The organism is Lutibacter sp., from assembly GCF_013041805.1.
In the GTDB taxonomy this organism is placed as follows: domain Bacteria; phylum Bacteroidota; class Bacteroidia; order Flavobacteriales; family Flavobacteriaceae; genus Lutibacter.
On record NZ_JABDRI010000015.1, the window covers coordinates 12,315 to 25,968 of the forward strand.

A 13,654-nucleotide genomic window follows, 5' to 3' on the forward strand; every position below is an offset into this window, starting at 1 on the left:
ACGAAGGAAAAACGAAAAGAAAATAAATTCAGGGTTGAATTATTTTCAACCCTGTTTTTTTGTAATAAAAATAGAATAATAACAATTAATAATTAATTTAAATGTCTGGGTTAATAGGAAGAAAAATCGGAATGACCAGCTTATTTGATGAAAACGGGAAGAATATTCCTTGTACAGTAATCGAAGCAGGTCCATGCGTTGTTACCCAAGTCAGAACCGAAGAGGTAGATGGGTATAAAGCCCTTCAACTTGGTTTCGATGACAAAAAGGCAAAAAGCTCTAATAAAGCTTTAGATGGTCACTTTAAAAAGGCCGGAACAACTGCCAAAAGAAAAGTCGTTGAGTTTCAAAGTTTTGATGAGGAGTACAATTTAGGTGATCAACTTACAGTTGAGTTGTTTGCGGAAGGTGAATTTGTTGATGTATCAGCAACTTCAAAAGGTAAAGGATTTCAGGGTGTTGTAAAACGTCATGGTTTTGCGGGTGTAGGTCAAGCTACTCACGGTCAACATAATCGTTTAAGAGCACCGGGGTCAATTGGAGCCGCATCTTATCCTGCTAGAGTATTCAAAGGAATGCGAATGGCTGGAAGAATGGGAGGAAAAAAAGTAACAGTTCAAAATTTAAGAGTTTTAAAAGTGGTTGCTGAAAAGAATCTACTTGTGGTTAAGGGAGCAGTTCCTGGCCATAAAAACGCTTATGTAATTATTCAGAAATAATGAAAGTATCAGTTTTAGACATACAAGGAAAAGATACAGGGAGAACAGTTGAACTTTCTGATGCTGTATTTGGAATTGAGCCAAATAATCATGCTGTTTACTTAGATGTAAAACAGTTTTTGGCTAATAAGAGACAGGGAACTAGCAAAGCTAAAGAACGTGCTGAAATTTCTGGTAGTACTAGAAAAATTAAGAAGCAAAAAGGTACTGGTACTGCACGTGCTGGTAGTATCAAATCTGGTGTATTCAGAGGTGGAGGACGTATTTTTGGCCCTAGACCACAAGATCACTCTTTTAAATTAAATAAAAATTTAAAAAGATTAGCACGTAAATCTGCATTAAGTATTCAAGCAAAAGATGAAAATATTATAGTTGTTGAAGACTTTAATTTTGAATCTCCAAAAACAAAAAACTTTACAGCTGTTTTAGAGGCCTTTGGTATCGAAAACAAAAAATCGTTATTTGTGTTGGCTGAGTCAAATAATAATGTATATTTGTCATCGCGCAATTTAAAAAGAGCTAAAATCGTAACTAACACTGGATTAAGCACTTACGAGTTGTTGAATGTAAATAAAATATTTCTTTCGGAAGGATCTTTGGAAGGAATTGAGTCTAACTTAAGTAAATAGGTATCAGAGTAATGAATATTTTAATTAAACCTATTATTACGGAAAAAGCAACAAACGATAGCGAATTATTTAATCGTTATGCCTTTGTTGTGAATAAAAAAGCTAACAAGCTTGAGATTAAAAATGCTGTAGCCAAGGCTTATGGTGTTGAAATTGAAAGTGTTAGAACTATGAATTATCCAGTTCAGCGCAATACTAAATTCACTAAAAGTGGAATGGTGCAAGCAATGAAAGGAGCTTATAAAAAAGCAATAGTTCAGTTAGCAGAAGGAGAGAGTATTGATTTTTATAGCAATATATAATAAAAAATGTCAGTTAGAAAATTAAAACCAGTAACACCAGGTCAGCGTTTTAGAGTAGTGAATGGGTTCGACACCATTACTACTGATAAGCCGGAGAAAAGTTTATTAGCTTCGAAAAAAAGGTCTGGAGGTCGAAACAACAGTGGAAAAATGACAATGCGCCATTTAGGTGGTGGTCATAAAAAGAAATACCGTATTATCGATTTTAAAAGAGATAAAAGTGGTGTTCCTGCAACAGTAAAATCTATAGAGTACGATCCAAATCGTACAGCGTTTATCGCTTTATTATCTTATGTAGATGGTGAGAAGCGTTATATAATTGCTCAAAATGGATTAAAGGTAGGGCAGAAATTAATTTCAGGTGAAGGAGCTACTCCAGATGTTGGAAATATGATGCTGTTAAGTGAAATACCTTTAGGAACTACAATCTCTTGTATTGAGTTACACCCAGGTCAAGGAGCTGTTTTAGCTCGAAGTGCTGGTGCATTCGCTCAGTTAATGGCAAGAGAGGGGAAATACGCAACAATAAAATTACCATCTGGAGAAACAAGATTAGTTCTTGTTACATGCAGTGCTGTAATTGGAGTTGTATCTAATTCAGATCATCAATTACTAGTTTCAGGAAAAGCGGGTAGATCTAGATGGTTAGGAAGAAGACCTAGAGTACGACCTGTAGTAATGAATCCTGTTGATCATCCAATGGGTGGTGGAGAAGGAAAATCTTCAGGTGGTCATCCAAGATCTAAGAATGGAATTCCTGCAAAAGGGTTCAAAACTAGATCTAAGACTAAGGCGAGTAATAAATATATTATAGAACGTAGAAAAAAATAATTGATATATGGCACGTTCATTAAAAAAAGGACCTTACGTTTTTCGTAAACTAGATAAGAAAGTTCAGTCAAATTTAGACTCAGGTAAAAAGGCAGTAATCAAAACGTGGTCAAGAGCCTCTATGATTACACCTGACTTTGTTGGTCAAACAATTGCTGTTCACAATGGTCGTCAGTTTGTACCAGTTTATGTAACTGAAAACATGGTAGGGCATAAATTAGGAGAATTTTCGCCAACGCGTTCTTATAGAGGACACGCAGGTGCAAAAAACAAAGGAAAAAAATAGTAGGTAATCATGGGAGTTCGTAAAAAATTAAGAGCACAGCAGATAAAAGAGGAGAAAAAGCAAATAGCTTTTGCTAAGCTTACAGGTTGTCCTACATCACCGAGAAAAATGCGGTTAGTTGCAGATTTAGTAAGAGGTGTTGAAGTTGAAAAAGCACTTCAAATCTTAAAGTTTAACTCTAAAGAAGCATCAATTAATCTTGAGAAATTATTATTGAGTGCCATTGCAAATTGGCAAGCAAAAAATGAAGACGCAAGTATTGAAGATGCAGGTTTATTTGTTAAATCTATATTTGTAGATAGCGCAGGAATGTTAAAAAGATTAAGACCAGCACCTCAAGGGCGCGCACATCGTATTAGAAAACGTTCTAATCATGTAACTTTAATCTTAGGAAGTAAAAACGTTAGCAAACAATCATAAGTAGAAATGGGACAAAAAACAAATCCAATAGGAAATCGTTTAGGAATTATCAGAGGATGGGATTCTAACTGGTATGGAGGAAGAAACTACGGCGATAAAATTGCTGAAGATGATAAAATAAGAAGGTATGTTCATGCCCGATTATCAAAAGCAAGTGTTTCAACTGTAATTATAGAGCGTACACTTAAACTTGTAACCGTTACTATCACTACTGCTAGACCTGGAATTATTATCGGGAAAGGTGGTCAAGAGGTAGACAAGTTAAAAGAAGAGCTTAAGAAAATTACAGGTAAAGAAGTGCAAATTAATATTTTTGAAATTAAACGTCCAGAATTAGACGCACGTTTAGTTGGTGCTAGCATCGCTCGTCAAATTGAGAATAGAATCTCATACCGTAGAGCAATAAAAATGGCTATTGCTGCTACAATGCGAATGAATGCTGAAGGAATTAAAGTTCAAATTTCAGGAAGATTAAATGGAGCTGAGATGGCAAGATCAGAACACTATAAAGAAGGTAGAATTCCTCTATCTACTTTTAGAGCTGATATTGACTATGCACTTGTTGAAGCTCATACTACATACGGACGTTTAGGCGTAAAAGTATGGATTATGAAAGGCGAGGTTTATGGTAAAAGAGAATTATCACCACTAGTAGGTCTTTCCAAAAAGCAAGGAAAAGGCGGTAATGATAGAGGTGGAAATTCAAAAAGACCACAGCCACGTAGAAGAAAATAATTTTTTAAAATTTAGAATTTAAAATGTTACAGCCAAAGAGAGTTAAATATCGTAAAGTACAGAAGGGTAAAGGGAACATGACAGGGAATTCTCAAAGAGGACACCAGCTTTCAAATGGAATGTTTGGGATAAAATCTTTAGAACAAGACTTACTTACTTCTCGTCAAATCGAAGCGGCACGTATTGCAGCAACTCGTCATATGAAAAGAGAAGGCCAGTTATGGATTAAAATATTTCCGGATAAACCAATTACCAAAAAACCATTAGAAGTACGTATGGGTAAAGGTAAAGGTGCTCCAGAATATTTTGTTGCCGTAGTTAAGCCTGGTAGAATAATGTTTGAGGTAGGAGGAGTTCCTGCTCACGTAGCAAAAGAAGCTTTGCGTTTAGCAGCACAAAAATTGCCTGTTAAAACTAAACTTGTTGTAGCTAGAGATTTTGATAACGCTTAATAACCGATTAAGAAAATGAAACAATCTGAAATTATAGGATTATCAACAGAAGAGTTGCAAGAGAAGCTTGGAAGTTTAAAGAAGAGTTATACTGATCTAAAATTGGCTCATTCAATTTCACCATTGGAAACACCAATGCAGTTGAGAGCACTTAGAAGAACTGTTGCACGCGTTGCTACAGAATTAACTAAAAGAGATTTACAATAATTGTATTCAGTAAAGATGGAAAAAAGAAATCTTAGAAAAGAAAGAATAGGGGTAGTTTCTAGCAATAAAATGGAGAAGTCTATTGTTGTTGCGGAAGTTAAAAAGGTGAAGCACCCTATGTACGGAAAATTCGTGTTAAGTACAAAAAAGTATGTAGCACACGATGAGACAAATGATTGCAATATTGGAGATACTGTTAGAATAATGGAAACACGTCCAATGAGTAAATCTAAACGTTGGAGGTTAGTAGAAATCCTAGAAAGAGCTAAATAATTATGTTACAAACAGAATCAAGATTACGAGTAGCTGATAATACTGGAGCTAAAGAAGTTTTAGTAATACGAGTTTTAGGAGGAACCAAAAAGAGATATGCTTCTATTGGAGATAAAATTGTAGTAACTATTAAAGATGCTACACCTAATGGAACTGTTAAAAAAGGACAAGTGTCTAAAGCAGTAGTTGTCAGAACGAAGAAAGAAATCAGAAGAAAAGACGGATCTTATATAAGATTTGATGATAATGCTTGTGTATTATTAGATGCTACTTCTGGTGAAATGAAAGGAACACGTGTATTTGGACCTGTTGCTAGAGAACTTCGTGAAAAACAATTTATGAAAATTGTATCATTAGCACCTGAAGTGCTTTAATAAACTATTTATACGATGAAGTTAAAGATTAAATCAGGAGATAGTGTTCGAGTTATGGCAGGAGACCATAAGGGTGAAGAAGGAAAGGTAGTCACTATTTTTCCAAATAAAAATAGAGCTATTGTTGAAGGTGTCAATATGATATCTAAACATACAAAACCTAGTGCACAGAATCCTCAAGGAGGAATTGTTAAAAAGGAAGCTTCTATACATATTTCAAACTTAATGTTACTTGAAAATGGAGAAGTAACAAAGGTTGGTTATAAAATGGAGGCTGATAAGAAAATTAGAGTTTCTAAAAAAACTGATAAAGCAATTTAGTTATGAGTTATATACCAAGACTTAAAGAAGAGTATAAGACTAGAGTAATTAAGGCTCTTACTGAAGAATTTAGTTACAAAAATGTAATGCAAGTTCCTAGATTACAGAAAATTGTAATTAGTAAAGGTGTAGGTGCTGCTGTAGCTGATAAGAAATTAGTTGATTATGCTGTAGATGAATTGACTATGATTTCAGGTCAAAAAGCCGTATCAACAATATCAAAAAAGGATGTTGCTGCATTTAAATTACGTAAAGGTGTGCCAATTGGTGCGAAAGTTACTTTACGTGGGGTTAAAATGTATGAATTTTTAGATAGGTTAGTAACTGCATCATTACCTCGTGTAAGAGATTTTAACGGTATCAAAGCAAATGGTTTTGATGGTAGAGGAAATTATAATTTAGGTATTACTGAGCAAATAATCTATCCAGAAATAGATATTGATAAAGTAAATAAAATTAGTGGAATGGATATTACTTTTGTAACATCTGCAAACACTGATAAAGAAGCAAAATCATTATTGAGTGAACTAGGTTTACCATTTAAAAAGAATTAAGGAATGGCTAAAGAATCAATGAAAGCCCGTGAGGTTAAGAGACAAAAAGTAGTTGCTAAATATGCTGAGAAAAGAAAGGCTTTAAAAGAAGCTGGAGATTATGAAGCATTGCAAAAGTTACCAAAAAATGCATCACCTATTCGTTTACACAACCGTTGTAAATTAACTGGTAGACCAAAAGGTTATATGAGACAATTTGGAATCTCACGTGTTACATTTCGTGAAATGGCAAATCAAGGTTTAATACCGGGAGTTAGAAAAGCTAGCTGGTAAAATTATAAATTGGTTATAGGTTCATTTGTAAAATTGAAAACCCTAACCGCAAATTAATAAAAATGATTACAGATCCAATTGCAGATTATCTAACTCGAGTTAGAAACGCTATTATGGCGGGCCATAGAGTTGTTGAAGTTCCAGCATCTAAGGTAAAGAAAGAAATAACCAAGATTTTATTTGATCAAGGTTATATACTAAGCTACAAATTTGAAGACACAAGTTTTCAAGGTACAATTAAGATAGCTTTGAAATATGACAAAGCGACGAAAGCTTCTGTTATTAAAAAATTACAACGTGTAAGTACACCTGGTGTTCGTAGATATGTTGGTGCAAATGAAATGCCTCGTGTATTGAACGGATTAGGAATAGCGATAGTTTCAACATCTCATGGTGTGATGACTGGTAAAAAAGCTACTCAGGAGCACGTAGGTGGTGAGGTTTTATGTTACGTATATTAATAAAGAACTAAGTAGAGATGTCAAGAATAGGAAATAACCCAATTACTTTACCAGCAGGTATTACTCTCGATATTAAAGAGAATGTTGTAACTGTAAAAGGTAAGTTGGGAGAGTTAACTCAGGAAATAACAGACGGTATTACAGTAAAAGTTGAAGAAGGGAAAGTTATTGTAGAGCGCCCATCAGATAGTAAAACACACAGAGCAAAACATGGTTTGTACAGATCTTTACTAAACAATATGATTTTTGGTGTTGCTGAAGGATGGACTAAAGAATTAGAACTTGTAGGTGTAGGATATAGAGCAAGTAACCAAGGGCAAGTTTTAGATTTAGCTTTAGGTTTTTCGCATAATATTGTTTTAGATATTGCTCCTGAAGTTAAAGTAGAAGCTGTATCAGAAAAAGGGAAAAATCCAAGAGTAAAATTAACTTCATTTGATAAACAATTGGTTGGTGCTGTTGCGGCTAAGATTCGTTCTTTCCGTAAACCTGAACCATACAAAGGAAAAGGAGTTAAATTTGTAGGAGAAATATTAAGAAGAAAAGCAGGAAAATCTGCATAATAAGTAAAGTATTATGGCATTATCAAAGCTTCAAAGAAGGCAAAGAATTAAGCATAGAATCAGAAAGGTTATTTTTGGTACCGCTACTAAACCGAGATTATCGGTATTTAGAAGCAACAAAGAAATTTATGCTCAATTAGTAGATGACAATTCTGGTGCTACTTTAGTATCGGTTTCATCTAGAAATAAAGAAATAGAAACAGCAGGTTCAAAATCAGACGTTGCAAAAGCAGTAGGTAAAACTATCGCAGAAAAAGCAAAGAGTGCTGGTATTGAAACAGTTGCTTTTGATAGAAATGGATTTTTATATCACGGTAGAGTTAAAGCTCTAGCAGACGCTGCAAGAGAAGCAGGTTTAAAATTTTAATATATTATGTATCACAAATACAAAAACGTAGAAAGAGTTAAGCCTAGCGGGTTAGAACTACAGGATCACTTAGTTGGTGTACAAAGAGTTACTAAAGTAACAAAAGGGGGTAGAGCATTTGGTTTTTCAGCTATTGTTGTAGTTGGAGATGGAAATGGTGTTGTTGGACAAGGACTAGGAAAGTCTAAGGATGTTGCATCTGCTATTGCAAAAGCAATCGAAGATGCAAAGAAAAATTTGGTTAGAATACCAATTATTAAACAAACATTACCACATGAACAAAAGGGTAAGTTTGGTGGAGCAAGAGTATTCTTGAAGCCAGCTTCACATGGTACCGGAGTTATAGCTGGTGGTGCTGTGCGTGCCGTACTAGAGTCTGTTGGTGTACATGACGTACTTTCAAAATCTCAAGGATCTTCAAACCCACACAATGTTGTAAAAGCTACTTTTGATGCTTTATTACAATTGCGTAGTGCAAGTATGATTGCTAAGGAAAGAGGTATTTCTTTAGAAAAAGTTTTTAACGGATAAAAGGGATGGCGATGGCAAAAATAAAAGTAACACAAGTAAAAAGTAAAATTAGACGTCCTCAAAATCAGAAAAGAACTCTTGAGGCTCTTGGTTTAAGAAAGATTAATCAAGTTGTTGAACATGATGCTACTCCTGCTATTTTAGGAATGGTAGATACTGTTTCACACTTAGTTTCTGTTGAGGAAATTAAATAATATTTTATAAGAGATGACATTAAATAACTTACAACCTGCAAAGGGATCGGTTAAAACACAAGGAAAACGTGTAGGTAGAGGACAAGGTTCTGGTAAAGGTGGCACAGCAACAAGAGGTCATAAAGGTGCTAAATCTCGTTCAGGATATTCACGAAAAGTTGGTTTTGAAGGTGGTCAAATGCCTTTACAACGTCGTGTTCCTAAATTTGGTTTCACAAATATTAATCGTAAAGAATATGTTGGTGTAAACTTACATAAATTACAAGAACTTGTTGATAATAAGAAAATTTCGGATACAGTAACATTTGATATATTAGTTGAGAATAGATTAGCACGTAAAAATGACCTAGTGAAAATATTAGGAAGTGGTGAGCTAACAGCAAAATTAAATGTGAAAGTTCATAAATTTACTGCAACTGCAAAAGCAGCAATTGAAAAAGCTGGAGGCTCAGCTGAAATGTTATAATACTTAGCTATAATGAAAAAATTTATTCAAACCATTAAAGACATTTGGAGTATAGAGGAACTTAGAAATAAGATTCTTTTGACACTTGGATTTATGGCAATTTATCGTTTAGCTGCTCAAGTGCCGCTGCCAGGAATTGATATTACTGTTGCTCAAGCAGCACTTAAAAATCAAACAAGTGGTGGAGGAATTCTTGGATTATTAGATATGTTTACAGGAGGTGCGTTTGCGCAAGCCTCTATTGTTGCATTAGGTATAATGCCTTATATCTCAGCCTCTATTGTTGTTCAGTTAATGGGAATTGCTGTTCCTTATTTACAAAAGCTTCAAAAGGATGGTGAAAGTGGTAGAAAGAAGATCAATCAAATAACTCGTTGGCTAACTATTGCTATTACAATGGTTCAAGGTCCTGCATATATTACTAATATTTATCAACTTATACCTTCTGAAGCATTTTATATTAGCGGAAGTATGTTCTGGTTGTCATCTATGGTGATTTTAACAGCAGGTACTATTTTTGCAATGTGGTTAGGAGAAAAAATTACAGATAAAGGAATTGGAAATGGTATTTCATTATTGATAATGATTGGTATTATTGCTCGTTTCCCATCATCTTTTATACAAGAAGTGGTTTCAAAAGTTACTGCATCTAATGGTGGTTTGATAATGATCCTACTTGAAGTTATCGTATGGTTTTTAGTAATATTAGTATGTGTTTATTTAGTGACGGCTGTTCGTAGAATTGCAGTACAATATGCTCGTAAAACGGTTGCTGGTAATATTAAAAATGTTGCGGGTTCAAGAGATTACATACCTTTAAAGTTAAATTCATCAGGGGTTATGCCTATTATATTTGCTCAAGCTATTATGTTTGCGCCTGCATTAATGGCTAACTCTGATAATAATACAATTAAATCAATTGGAATTGAGTTTTCAAATATGTTTGGTTTGTGGTATAATTTGTTATTTGCATTCTTAATTATAGTATTTAGTTATTTTTATACTGCAATTACGATTCCTACGAACAAAATGGCTGATGATTTAAAAAGAAGTGGTGGATTTATACCAGGTATTAGACCTGGAAAAGATACGGGTGAATTATTAGATCGAGTATTGTCGTTAATTACATTTCCGGGATCTATATTTTTAGCATTAGTAGCTATTTTACCAGCAATAGTGGTTAAGTTTGGATTAACACAATCGTGGGCATTATTTTATGGTGGTACTTCATTATTAATTATGGTTGGAGTAGCTATAGATACTATTCAGCAGATTAATTCACATTTATTGAATCGTCATTATGATGGCTTAATGAAAAAAGGAACTAAACGAAAATCAGTAGCATAATATGGCAAAACAACCAGCAATACAGCAAGACGGGACAATTACGGAAGCATTGTCAAATGCAATGTTTCGTGTAGAGTTGGAAAATGGACATGTTGTAACTGCACATATTTCAGGTAAAATGCGTATGCATTATATTAAATTATTACCAGGTGATAAGGTGAAGTTAGAAATGAGTCCATACGATTTATCAAAAGCAAGAATTACTTACAGATATTAAAGTATAAACGATGAAAGTTAGAACATCAGTAAAAAAGAGAAGTGCCGAGTGCAAGATTGTGCGTAGAAAAGGCAGATTATATGTAATCAATAAAAAGAATCCTAGATTTAAACAAAGACAAGGATAATTATGGCAAGAATAGCAGGTATTGATATTCCAAAAAATAAAAGAGGAGTTATTGCATTAACTTATATTTTTGGAATTGGAAAAAGCAGAGCTAAAGAAATTTTAGCTGCAGCAAAAGTTGATGAAGGTACAAAAGTTCAAGATTGGACTGATGAAGAAATTCACGACATTAGAGAGCAAGTAGGTGATTACACTATTGAAGGTGAATTGCGTTCGGAAACTCAGTTAAACATTAAGCGTTTAATGGACATTGGGTGTTACAGAGGAATTCGTCACAGATCAGGATTGCCATTAAGAGGTCAAAGAACTAAGAATAACTCTAGGACCAGAAAAGGTAAGCGTAAAACTGTAGCTAACAAGAAAAAAGCAACTAAATAATAACTAAGATTATGGCGAAAGCAAGTACTAAAAAACGTAAAGTTATTGTTGAGACTGTTGGTGAAGCTCATATCACTGCTTCATTCAACAATATTATTATCTCATTAACTAATAAGAAAGGTGACGTAATTTCATGGTCATCAGCTGGAAAAATGGGTTTTAGAGGTTCTAAAAAGAACACACCATATGCAGCTCAATTGGCTGCTGAAGATTGTGCAAAAATAGCGCATGAAGCTGGTATGAGAAAAGTAAAAGTGTATGTAAAAGGGCCAGGTAACGGAAGAGAATCAGCAATTAGATCAATCCATAATTTAGGAATAGAAGTTTCTGAAATTATCGATGTTACACCTGCACCGCATAATGGTTGTAGACCACCAAAGAGAAGAAGAGTATAATTAATTAATTTTTAACAGATAGGAATTAGATTATCGAAGGATTAGCCTTAATTCATAATCCCTATCATATAATAATAAAAAATGGCAAGATATACAGGACCAAAAACAAAAATTGCACGTAAATTCGGAGAAGCAATATTTGGAGAAGATAAATCTTTTGAAAAAAGAAATTATCCTCCAGGACAACATGGTAATAACAGACGTAGAGGAAAAAAATCTGAATACGCAATGCAGTTGTCTGAGAAGCAAAAAGCTAAATATACGTATGGTATTTTAGAAAGACAGTTTTCAAACTTATTTAAAAAAGCATCTGCTTCGTCTGGAGTAACAGGTGAAATCTTATTACAACTTTGTGAAGCTCGTTTAGATAACGTTGTGTTTAGATTGGGTGTTGCTCCTAGTCGTAGTGCAGCTCGACAATTAGTTTCTCACCGTCACATTACTGTAAATGGTGAAATTGTTAGTATTCCTTCATATACTTTAAACGCAGGGGATGTTGTAGCTGTAAGAGAAAAATCGAAATCATTAACTGCAATTGAAGATTCTTTAGCAGCAAGAAATGATGTTTATGAATGGCTTTCGTGGAATTCTGAAACAAAACAAGGTAATTTTGTTAGTGTTCCAGAAAGAATGCAAATTCCAGAAAATATCAAGGAGCAATTAATAGTAGAGTTATACTCTAAATAATCTTAAAGATACCAATTCAATTATGGCAATTTTAAATTTTCAAAAGCCCGATAAAGTAATAATGATTGATTCTACTGATTATAGTGGTAGATTCGAGTTTAGACCTCTTGAACCAGGATTTGGTTTAACTGTAGGAAATGCTTTGAGAAGAGTACTATTATCTTCTTTAGAAGGTTTTGCAATTACATCACTTCGTATAGAAGGTATCGAACATGAATTTTCTACAATTAAAGGTGTTGTAGAGGATGTTACTGAAATCATTTTAAACTTAAAACAAGTACGTTTTAAAAAACAAATTGATGACTCAGAAAGAGAAACTGTAAGCATCTCAATTTCTAATCAAGAGCAATTAACAGCTGGAGATTTACAAAAATTTATTTCAGGATTTCAAGTGTTAAATCATGATTTAGTAATTTGTAATATGGAAAAATCTGTTAAACTTGATTTTGAGATTTCTATTGAAAAGGGAAGAGGGTTTGTTCCTGCTGATGAAAATAAAAAGACTGGTGTTGCACTAGGAACTATTTTTACAGATTCAATTTTCACACCAATAATTAATGTAAAATATGGTGTAGAAAACTTCCGTGTAGAACAAAAAACAGATTATGAAAAATTAGTTTTTGATATTACTACAGATGGATCAATTGCACCAAAAGACGCTTTAACTGAGGCTGCTAAAATATTAATACACCATTTCATGTTATTTTCGGATGAGCGTATTACTTTGGAAGCTGATGAAATTGCACAAACAGAAACATATGATGAAGAATCATTACATATGCGTCAATTGTTAAAAACAAAATTAGTTGATATGGACTTATCCGTACGAGCACTAAATTGTTTAAAAGCGGCAGAAGTTGATACATTAGGAGACTTAGTATCATTTAACAAAAATGACTTAATGAAGTTCCGTAACTTCGGAAAAAAATCTTTAACTGAATTAGATGAATTAGTTCACAATAAAGGTTTAAATTTTGGTATGGATTTAGGTAAATATAAATTAGATAAAGATTAAGTTAAAACTTTGGTTTTAATTAAGACAAGATAAGAGATGAGACACGGAAAGAAATTTAATCACTTAGGAAGACAAACAGCGCACAGAAAAGCTATGTTTGCTAATATGGCATGTTCTTTAATTGAGCACAAACGTATTAATACAACTGTTGCTAAAGCTAAAGCTTTACGTCAATTTGTTGAGCCTTTAATTACTAAATCTAAAGATGATACTACTCATAATCGTAGAGTTGTATTTAGCTATTTAAGAAATAAGTATGCAGTTACTGAATTATTTAAAGAAGTTTCTGTAAAAGTGGCAGATAGACCAGGTGGATATGTGCGTATTATAAAATTAGGAAATCGTCAAGGTGATAATGCACCAATGGCAATGGTTGAACTAGTTGATTATAATACTACTTATAATCCGAATGGAGCCAAGAAAAAGAAAACTACGCGTAGAGGTAGATCAAAAAAAGTTGAAACAACTGTTGAATCTGCCGAAGAAAGCAAAGAAACGAACTAACTAATGAAAACTAGTTAATAACATTAA

At 33.6% G+C, this 13,654-nt stretch carries 28 protein-coding genes; all 28 read left to right on the forward strand.

Features of this window, described 5'->3' with window-relative positions:
* Positions 1 to 101: 101 nt before the first annotated feature.
* The gene (gene rplC / locus HKP59_RS01400; RefSeq protein ID WP_291802797.1) at positions 102 to 719 is read left to right on the forward strand and encodes a 50S ribosomal protein L3; all 618 of its coding nucleotides are present in this window, start codon (positions 102 to 104) and stop codon (positions 717 to 719) included.
* Entirely contained in the window at positions 719 to 1,348 is a 630-nt protein-coding gene (gene rplD / locus HKP59_RS01405; RefSeq protein ID WP_291802798.1) for a 50S ribosomal protein L4, read from the forward strand. Before rplC ends, rplD begins: the two co-directional genes overlap by 1 nt.
* Before the next feature lie 11 nt (positions 1,349 to 1,359).
* Positions 1,360 to 1,650 carry a 50S ribosomal protein L23 gene (rplW, locus tag HKP59_RS01410; protein ID WP_291802800.1) on the forward strand — a complete coding sequence of 97 codons (291 nt, stop codon included), beginning with the start codon at positions 1,360 to 1,362 and terminating at the stop codon, positions 1,648 to 1,650.
* A gap of 6 nt (positions 1,651 to 1,656) precedes the next feature.
* Complete coding sequence (gene rplB, locus HKP59_RS01415) at positions 1,657 to 2,481, forward strand: 50S ribosomal protein L2 (RefSeq protein WP_291802801.1); 825 nt, start codon at positions 1,657 to 1,659, stop codon at positions 2,479 to 2,481.
* A 7-nt stretch (positions 2,482 to 2,488) separates the two neighbouring features.
* Positions 2,489 to 2,767 carry a 30S ribosomal protein S19 gene (gene rpsS, locus HKP59_RS01420; RefSeq protein WP_291802803.1) on the forward strand — a complete coding sequence of 93 codons (279 nt, stop codon included), beginning with the start codon at positions 2,489 to 2,491 and terminating at the stop codon, positions 2,765 to 2,767.
* A 9-nt stretch (positions 2,768 to 2,776) separates the two neighbouring features.
* A complete protein-coding gene (rplV, locus tag HKP59_RS01425; RefSeq protein ID WP_291802804.1) occupies positions 2,777 to 3,187 on the forward strand; it encodes a 50S ribosomal protein L22 in 411 nt (136 codons plus the stop codon).
* Positions 3,188 to 3,193: 6 nt separating this feature from the next.
* Positions 3,194 to 3,922, forward strand: coding sequence for a 30S ribosomal protein S3 (gene rpsC, locus HKP59_RS01430; protein WP_291802805.1), 729 nt, complete (start codon positions 3,194 to 3,196; stop codon positions 3,920 to 3,922).
* A 23-nt stretch (positions 3,923 to 3,945) separates the two neighbouring features.
* On the forward strand, positions 3,946 to 4,374 hold the full coding sequence (gene rplP, locus HKP59_RS01435; RefSeq protein ID WP_291802807.1) for a 50S ribosomal protein L16: 429 nt from the start codon (positions 3,946 to 3,948) through the stop codon (positions 4,372 to 4,374).
* A 15-nt stretch (positions 4,375 to 4,389) separates the two neighbouring features.
* Positions 4,390 to 4,581, forward strand: a complete 192-nt coding sequence (gene rpmC, locus HKP59_RS01440; RefSeq protein WP_291802809.1) for a 50S ribosomal protein L29 — start codon at positions 4,390 to 4,392, stop codon at positions 4,579 to 4,581.
* 15 nt (positions 4,582 to 4,596) lie between these two features.
* Complete coding sequence (gene rpsQ, locus HKP59_RS01445) at positions 4,597 to 4,854, forward strand: 30S ribosomal protein S17 (RefSeq protein ID WP_089378507.1); 258 nt, start codon at positions 4,597 to 4,599, stop codon at positions 4,852 to 4,854.
* Positions 4,855 to 4,856: 2 nt separating this feature from the next.
* Entirely contained in the window at positions 4,857 to 5,228 is a 372-nt protein-coding gene (gene rplN / locus HKP59_RS01450; protein ID WP_291802815.1) for a 50S ribosomal protein L14, read from the forward strand.
* A gap of 15 nt (positions 5,229 to 5,243) precedes the next feature.
* Complete coding sequence (gene rplX / locus HKP59_RS01455) at positions 5,244 to 5,549, forward strand: 50S ribosomal protein L24 (protein WP_291802817.1); 306 nt, start codon at positions 5,244 to 5,246, stop codon at positions 5,547 to 5,549.
* Between the two features lie 2 nt (positions 5,550 to 5,551).
* Positions 5,552 to 6,103 carry a 50S ribosomal protein L5 gene (gene rplE / locus HKP59_RS01460; RefSeq protein ID WP_291802819.1) on the forward strand — a complete coding sequence of 184 codons (552 nt, stop codon included), beginning with the start codon at positions 5,552 to 5,554 and terminating at the stop codon, positions 6,101 to 6,103.
* Positions 6,104 to 6,106: 3 nt separating this feature from the next.
* Entirely contained in the window at positions 6,107 to 6,376 is a 270-nt protein-coding gene (gene rpsN, locus HKP59_RS01465; protein ID WP_291802821.1) for a 30S ribosomal protein S14, read from the forward strand.
* Positions 6,377 to 6,438: 62 nt separating this feature from the next.
* The gene (rpsH, locus tag HKP59_RS01470) at positions 6,439 to 6,837 is read left to right on the forward strand and encodes a 30S ribosomal protein S8 (RefSeq protein ID WP_291802823.1); all 399 of its coding nucleotides are present in this window, start codon (positions 6,439 to 6,441) and stop codon (positions 6,835 to 6,837) included.
* Positions 6,838 to 6,854: 17 nt separating this feature from the next.
* Positions 6,855 to 7,400 (forward strand): 50S ribosomal protein L6, encoded by a 546-nt coding sequence (rplF, locus tag HKP59_RS01475; RefSeq protein ID WP_291802825.1) that lies wholly within the window; start codon positions 6,855 to 6,857, stop codon positions 7,398 to 7,400.
* Positions 7,401 to 7,413: 13 nt separating this feature from the next.
* Positions 7,414 to 7,767, forward strand: a complete 354-nt coding sequence (gene rplR / locus HKP59_RS01480; protein WP_291802827.1) for a 50S ribosomal protein L18 — start codon at positions 7,414 to 7,416, stop codon at positions 7,765 to 7,767.
* Between the two features lie 6 nt (positions 7,768 to 7,773).
* Positions 7,774 to 8,298 (forward strand): 30S ribosomal protein S5, encoded by a 525-nt coding sequence (gene rpsE / locus HKP59_RS01485; protein WP_291802829.1) that lies wholly within the window; start codon positions 7,774 to 7,776, stop codon positions 8,296 to 8,298.
* Positions 8,299 to 8,309: 11 nt separating this feature from the next.
* Entirely contained in the window at positions 8,310 to 8,492 is a 183-nt protein-coding gene (gene rpmD, locus HKP59_RS01490; protein WP_291802830.1) for a 50S ribosomal protein L30, read from the forward strand.
* A 13-nt stretch (positions 8,493 to 8,505) separates the two neighbouring features.
* Positions 8,506 to 8,958, forward strand: a complete 453-nt coding sequence (rplO, locus tag HKP59_RS01495) for a 50S ribosomal protein L15 (protein ID WP_291802831.1) — start codon at positions 8,506 to 8,508, stop codon at positions 8,956 to 8,958.
* A 12-nt stretch (positions 8,959 to 8,970) separates the two neighbouring features.
* Positions 8,971 to 10,305, forward strand: a complete 1,335-nt coding sequence (secY, locus tag HKP59_RS01500) for a preprotein translocase subunit SecY (RefSeq protein ID WP_291802832.1) — start codon at positions 8,971 to 8,973, stop codon at positions 10,303 to 10,305.
* Position 10,306: 1 nt separating this feature from the next.
* Positions 10,307 to 10,522: a translation initiation factor IF-1 gene (infA, locus tag HKP59_RS01505; RefSeq protein WP_028887454.1), complete on the forward strand. Its 216-nt coding sequence runs from the start codon at positions 10,307 to 10,309 to the stop codon at positions 10,520 to 10,522.
* A gap of 10 nt (positions 10,523 to 10,532) precedes the next feature.
* Positions 10,533 to 10,649, forward strand: coding sequence for a type B 50S ribosomal protein L36 (gene ykgO / locus HKP59_RS01510; protein WP_081932050.1), 117 nt, complete (start codon positions 10,533 to 10,535; stop codon positions 10,647 to 10,649).
* Between the two features lie 2 nt (positions 10,650 to 10,651).
* Positions 10,652 to 11,026, forward strand: coding sequence for a 30S ribosomal protein S13 (gene rpsM, locus HKP59_RS01515; protein ID WP_291802838.1), 375 nt, complete (start codon positions 10,652 to 10,654; stop codon positions 11,024 to 11,026).
* An 11-nt stretch (positions 11,027 to 11,037) separates the two neighbouring features.
* A complete protein-coding gene (gene rpsK / locus HKP59_RS01520; RefSeq protein WP_291802841.1) occupies positions 11,038 to 11,421 on the forward strand; it encodes a 30S ribosomal protein S11 in 384 nt (127 codons plus the stop codon).
* Positions 11,422 to 11,502: 81 nt separating this feature from the next.
* Positions 11,503 to 12,108 (forward strand): 30S ribosomal protein S4, encoded by a 606-nt coding sequence (gene rpsD, locus HKP59_RS01525; RefSeq protein WP_291802844.1) that lies wholly within the window; start codon positions 11,503 to 11,505, stop codon positions 12,106 to 12,108.
* Positions 12,109 to 12,130: 22 nt separating this feature from the next.
* On the forward strand, positions 12,131 to 13,123 hold the full coding sequence (locus HKP59_RS01530; protein ID WP_291802847.1) for a DNA-directed RNA polymerase subunit alpha: 993 nt from the start codon (positions 12,131 to 12,133) through the stop codon (positions 13,121 to 13,123).
* A gap of 36 nt (positions 13,124 to 13,159) precedes the next feature.
* Entirely contained in the window at positions 13,160 to 13,627 is a 468-nt protein-coding gene (rplQ, locus tag HKP59_RS01535; protein WP_291802850.1) for a 50S ribosomal protein L17, read from the forward strand.
* Positions 13,628 to 13,654: the final 27 nt, after the last annotated feature.

What these genes read in the sequence shown, in the direction of transcription:
- rplC (WP_291802797.1), top strand. Translation starts at nt 102, where the DNA reads ATGTCTGGGTTAATAGGAAGAAAAATCGGAATGACCAGCTTATTTGAT.
- rplD (WP_291802798.1), top strand. Translation starts at nt 719, where the DNA reads ATGAAAGTATCAGTTTTAGACATACAAGGAAAAGATACAGGGAGAACA.
- rplW (WP_291802800.1), top strand. Translation starts at nt 1,360, where the DNA reads ATGAATATTTTAATTAAACCTATTATTACGGAAAAAGCAACAAACGAT.
- rplB (WP_291802801.1), top strand. Translation starts at nt 1,657, where the DNA reads ATGTCAGTTAGAAAATTAAAACCAGTAACACCAGGTCAGCGTTTTAGA.
- rpsS (WP_291802803.1), top strand. Translation starts at nt 2,489, where the DNA reads ATGGCACGTTCATTAAAAAAAGGACCTTACGTTTTTCGTAAACTAGAT.
- rplV (WP_291802804.1), top strand. Translation starts at nt 2,777, where the DNA reads ATGGGAGTTCGTAAAAAATTAAGAGCACAGCAGATAAAAGAGGAGAAA.
- rpsC (WP_291802805.1), top strand. Translation starts at nt 3,194, where the DNA reads ATGGGACAAAAAACAAATCCAATAGGAAATCGTTTAGGAATTATCAGA.
- rplP (WP_291802807.1), top strand. Translation starts at nt 3,946, where the DNA reads ATGTTACAGCCAAAGAGAGTTAAATATCGTAAAGTACAGAAGGGTAAA.
- rpmC (WP_291802809.1), top strand. Translation starts at nt 4,390, where the DNA reads ATGAAACAATCTGAAATTATAGGATTATCAACAGAAGAGTTGCAAGAG.
- rpsQ (WP_089378507.1), top strand. Translation starts at nt 4,597, where the DNA reads ATGGAAAAAAGAAATCTTAGAAAAGAAAGAATAGGGGTAGTTTCTAGC.
- rplN (WP_291802815.1), top strand. Translation starts at nt 4,857, where the DNA reads ATGTTACAAACAGAATCAAGATTACGAGTAGCTGATAATACTGGAGCT.
- rplX (WP_291802817.1), top strand. Translation starts at nt 5,244, where the DNA reads ATGAAGTTAAAGATTAAATCAGGAGATAGTGTTCGAGTTATGGCAGGA.
- rplE (WP_291802819.1), top strand. Translation starts at nt 5,552, where the DNA reads ATGAGTTATATACCAAGACTTAAAGAAGAGTATAAGACTAGAGTAATT.
- rpsN (WP_291802821.1), top strand. Translation starts at nt 6,107, where the DNA reads ATGGCTAAAGAATCAATGAAAGCCCGTGAGGTTAAGAGACAAAAAGTA.
- rpsH (WP_291802823.1), top strand. Translation starts at nt 6,439, where the DNA reads ATGATTACAGATCCAATTGCAGATTATCTAACTCGAGTTAGAAACGCT.
- rplF (WP_291802825.1), top strand. Translation starts at nt 6,855, where the DNA reads ATGTCAAGAATAGGAAATAACCCAATTACTTTACCAGCAGGTATTACT.
- rplR (WP_291802827.1), top strand. Translation starts at nt 7,414, where the DNA reads ATGGCATTATCAAAGCTTCAAAGAAGGCAAAGAATTAAGCATAGAATC.
- rpsE (WP_291802829.1), top strand. Translation starts at nt 7,774, where the DNA reads ATGTATCACAAATACAAAAACGTAGAAAGAGTTAAGCCTAGCGGGTTA.
- rpmD (WP_291802830.1), top strand. Translation starts at nt 8,310, where the DNA reads ATGGCAAAAATAAAAGTAACACAAGTAAAAAGTAAAATTAGACGTCCT.
- rplO (WP_291802831.1), top strand. Translation starts at nt 8,506, where the DNA reads ATGACATTAAATAACTTACAACCTGCAAAGGGATCGGTTAAAACACAA.
- secY (WP_291802832.1), top strand. Translation starts at nt 8,971, where the DNA reads ATGAAAAAATTTATTCAAACCATTAAAGACATTTGGAGTATAGAGGAA.
- infA (WP_028887454.1), top strand. Translation starts at nt 10,307, where the DNA reads ATGGCAAAACAACCAGCAATACAGCAAGACGGGACAATTACGGAAGCA.
- ykgO (WP_081932050.1), top strand. Translation starts at nt 10,533, where the DNA reads ATGAAAGTTAGAACATCAGTAAAAAAGAGAAGTGCCGAGTGCAAGATT.
- rpsM (WP_291802838.1), top strand. Translation starts at nt 10,652, where the DNA reads ATGGCAAGAATAGCAGGTATTGATATTCCAAAAAATAAAAGAGGAGTT.
- rpsK (WP_291802841.1), top strand. Translation starts at nt 11,038, where the DNA reads ATGGCGAAAGCAAGTACTAAAAAACGTAAAGTTATTGTTGAGACTGTT.
- rpsD (WP_291802844.1), top strand. Translation starts at nt 11,503, where the DNA reads ATGGCAAGATATACAGGACCAAAAACAAAAATTGCACGTAAATTCGGA.
- HKP59_RS01530 (WP_291802847.1), top strand. Translation starts at nt 12,131, where the DNA reads ATGGCAATTTTAAATTTTCAAAAGCCCGATAAAGTAATAATGATTGAT.
- rplQ (WP_291802850.1), top strand. Translation starts at nt 13,160, where the DNA reads ATGAGACACGGAAAGAAATTTAATCACTTAGGAAGACAAACAGCGCAC.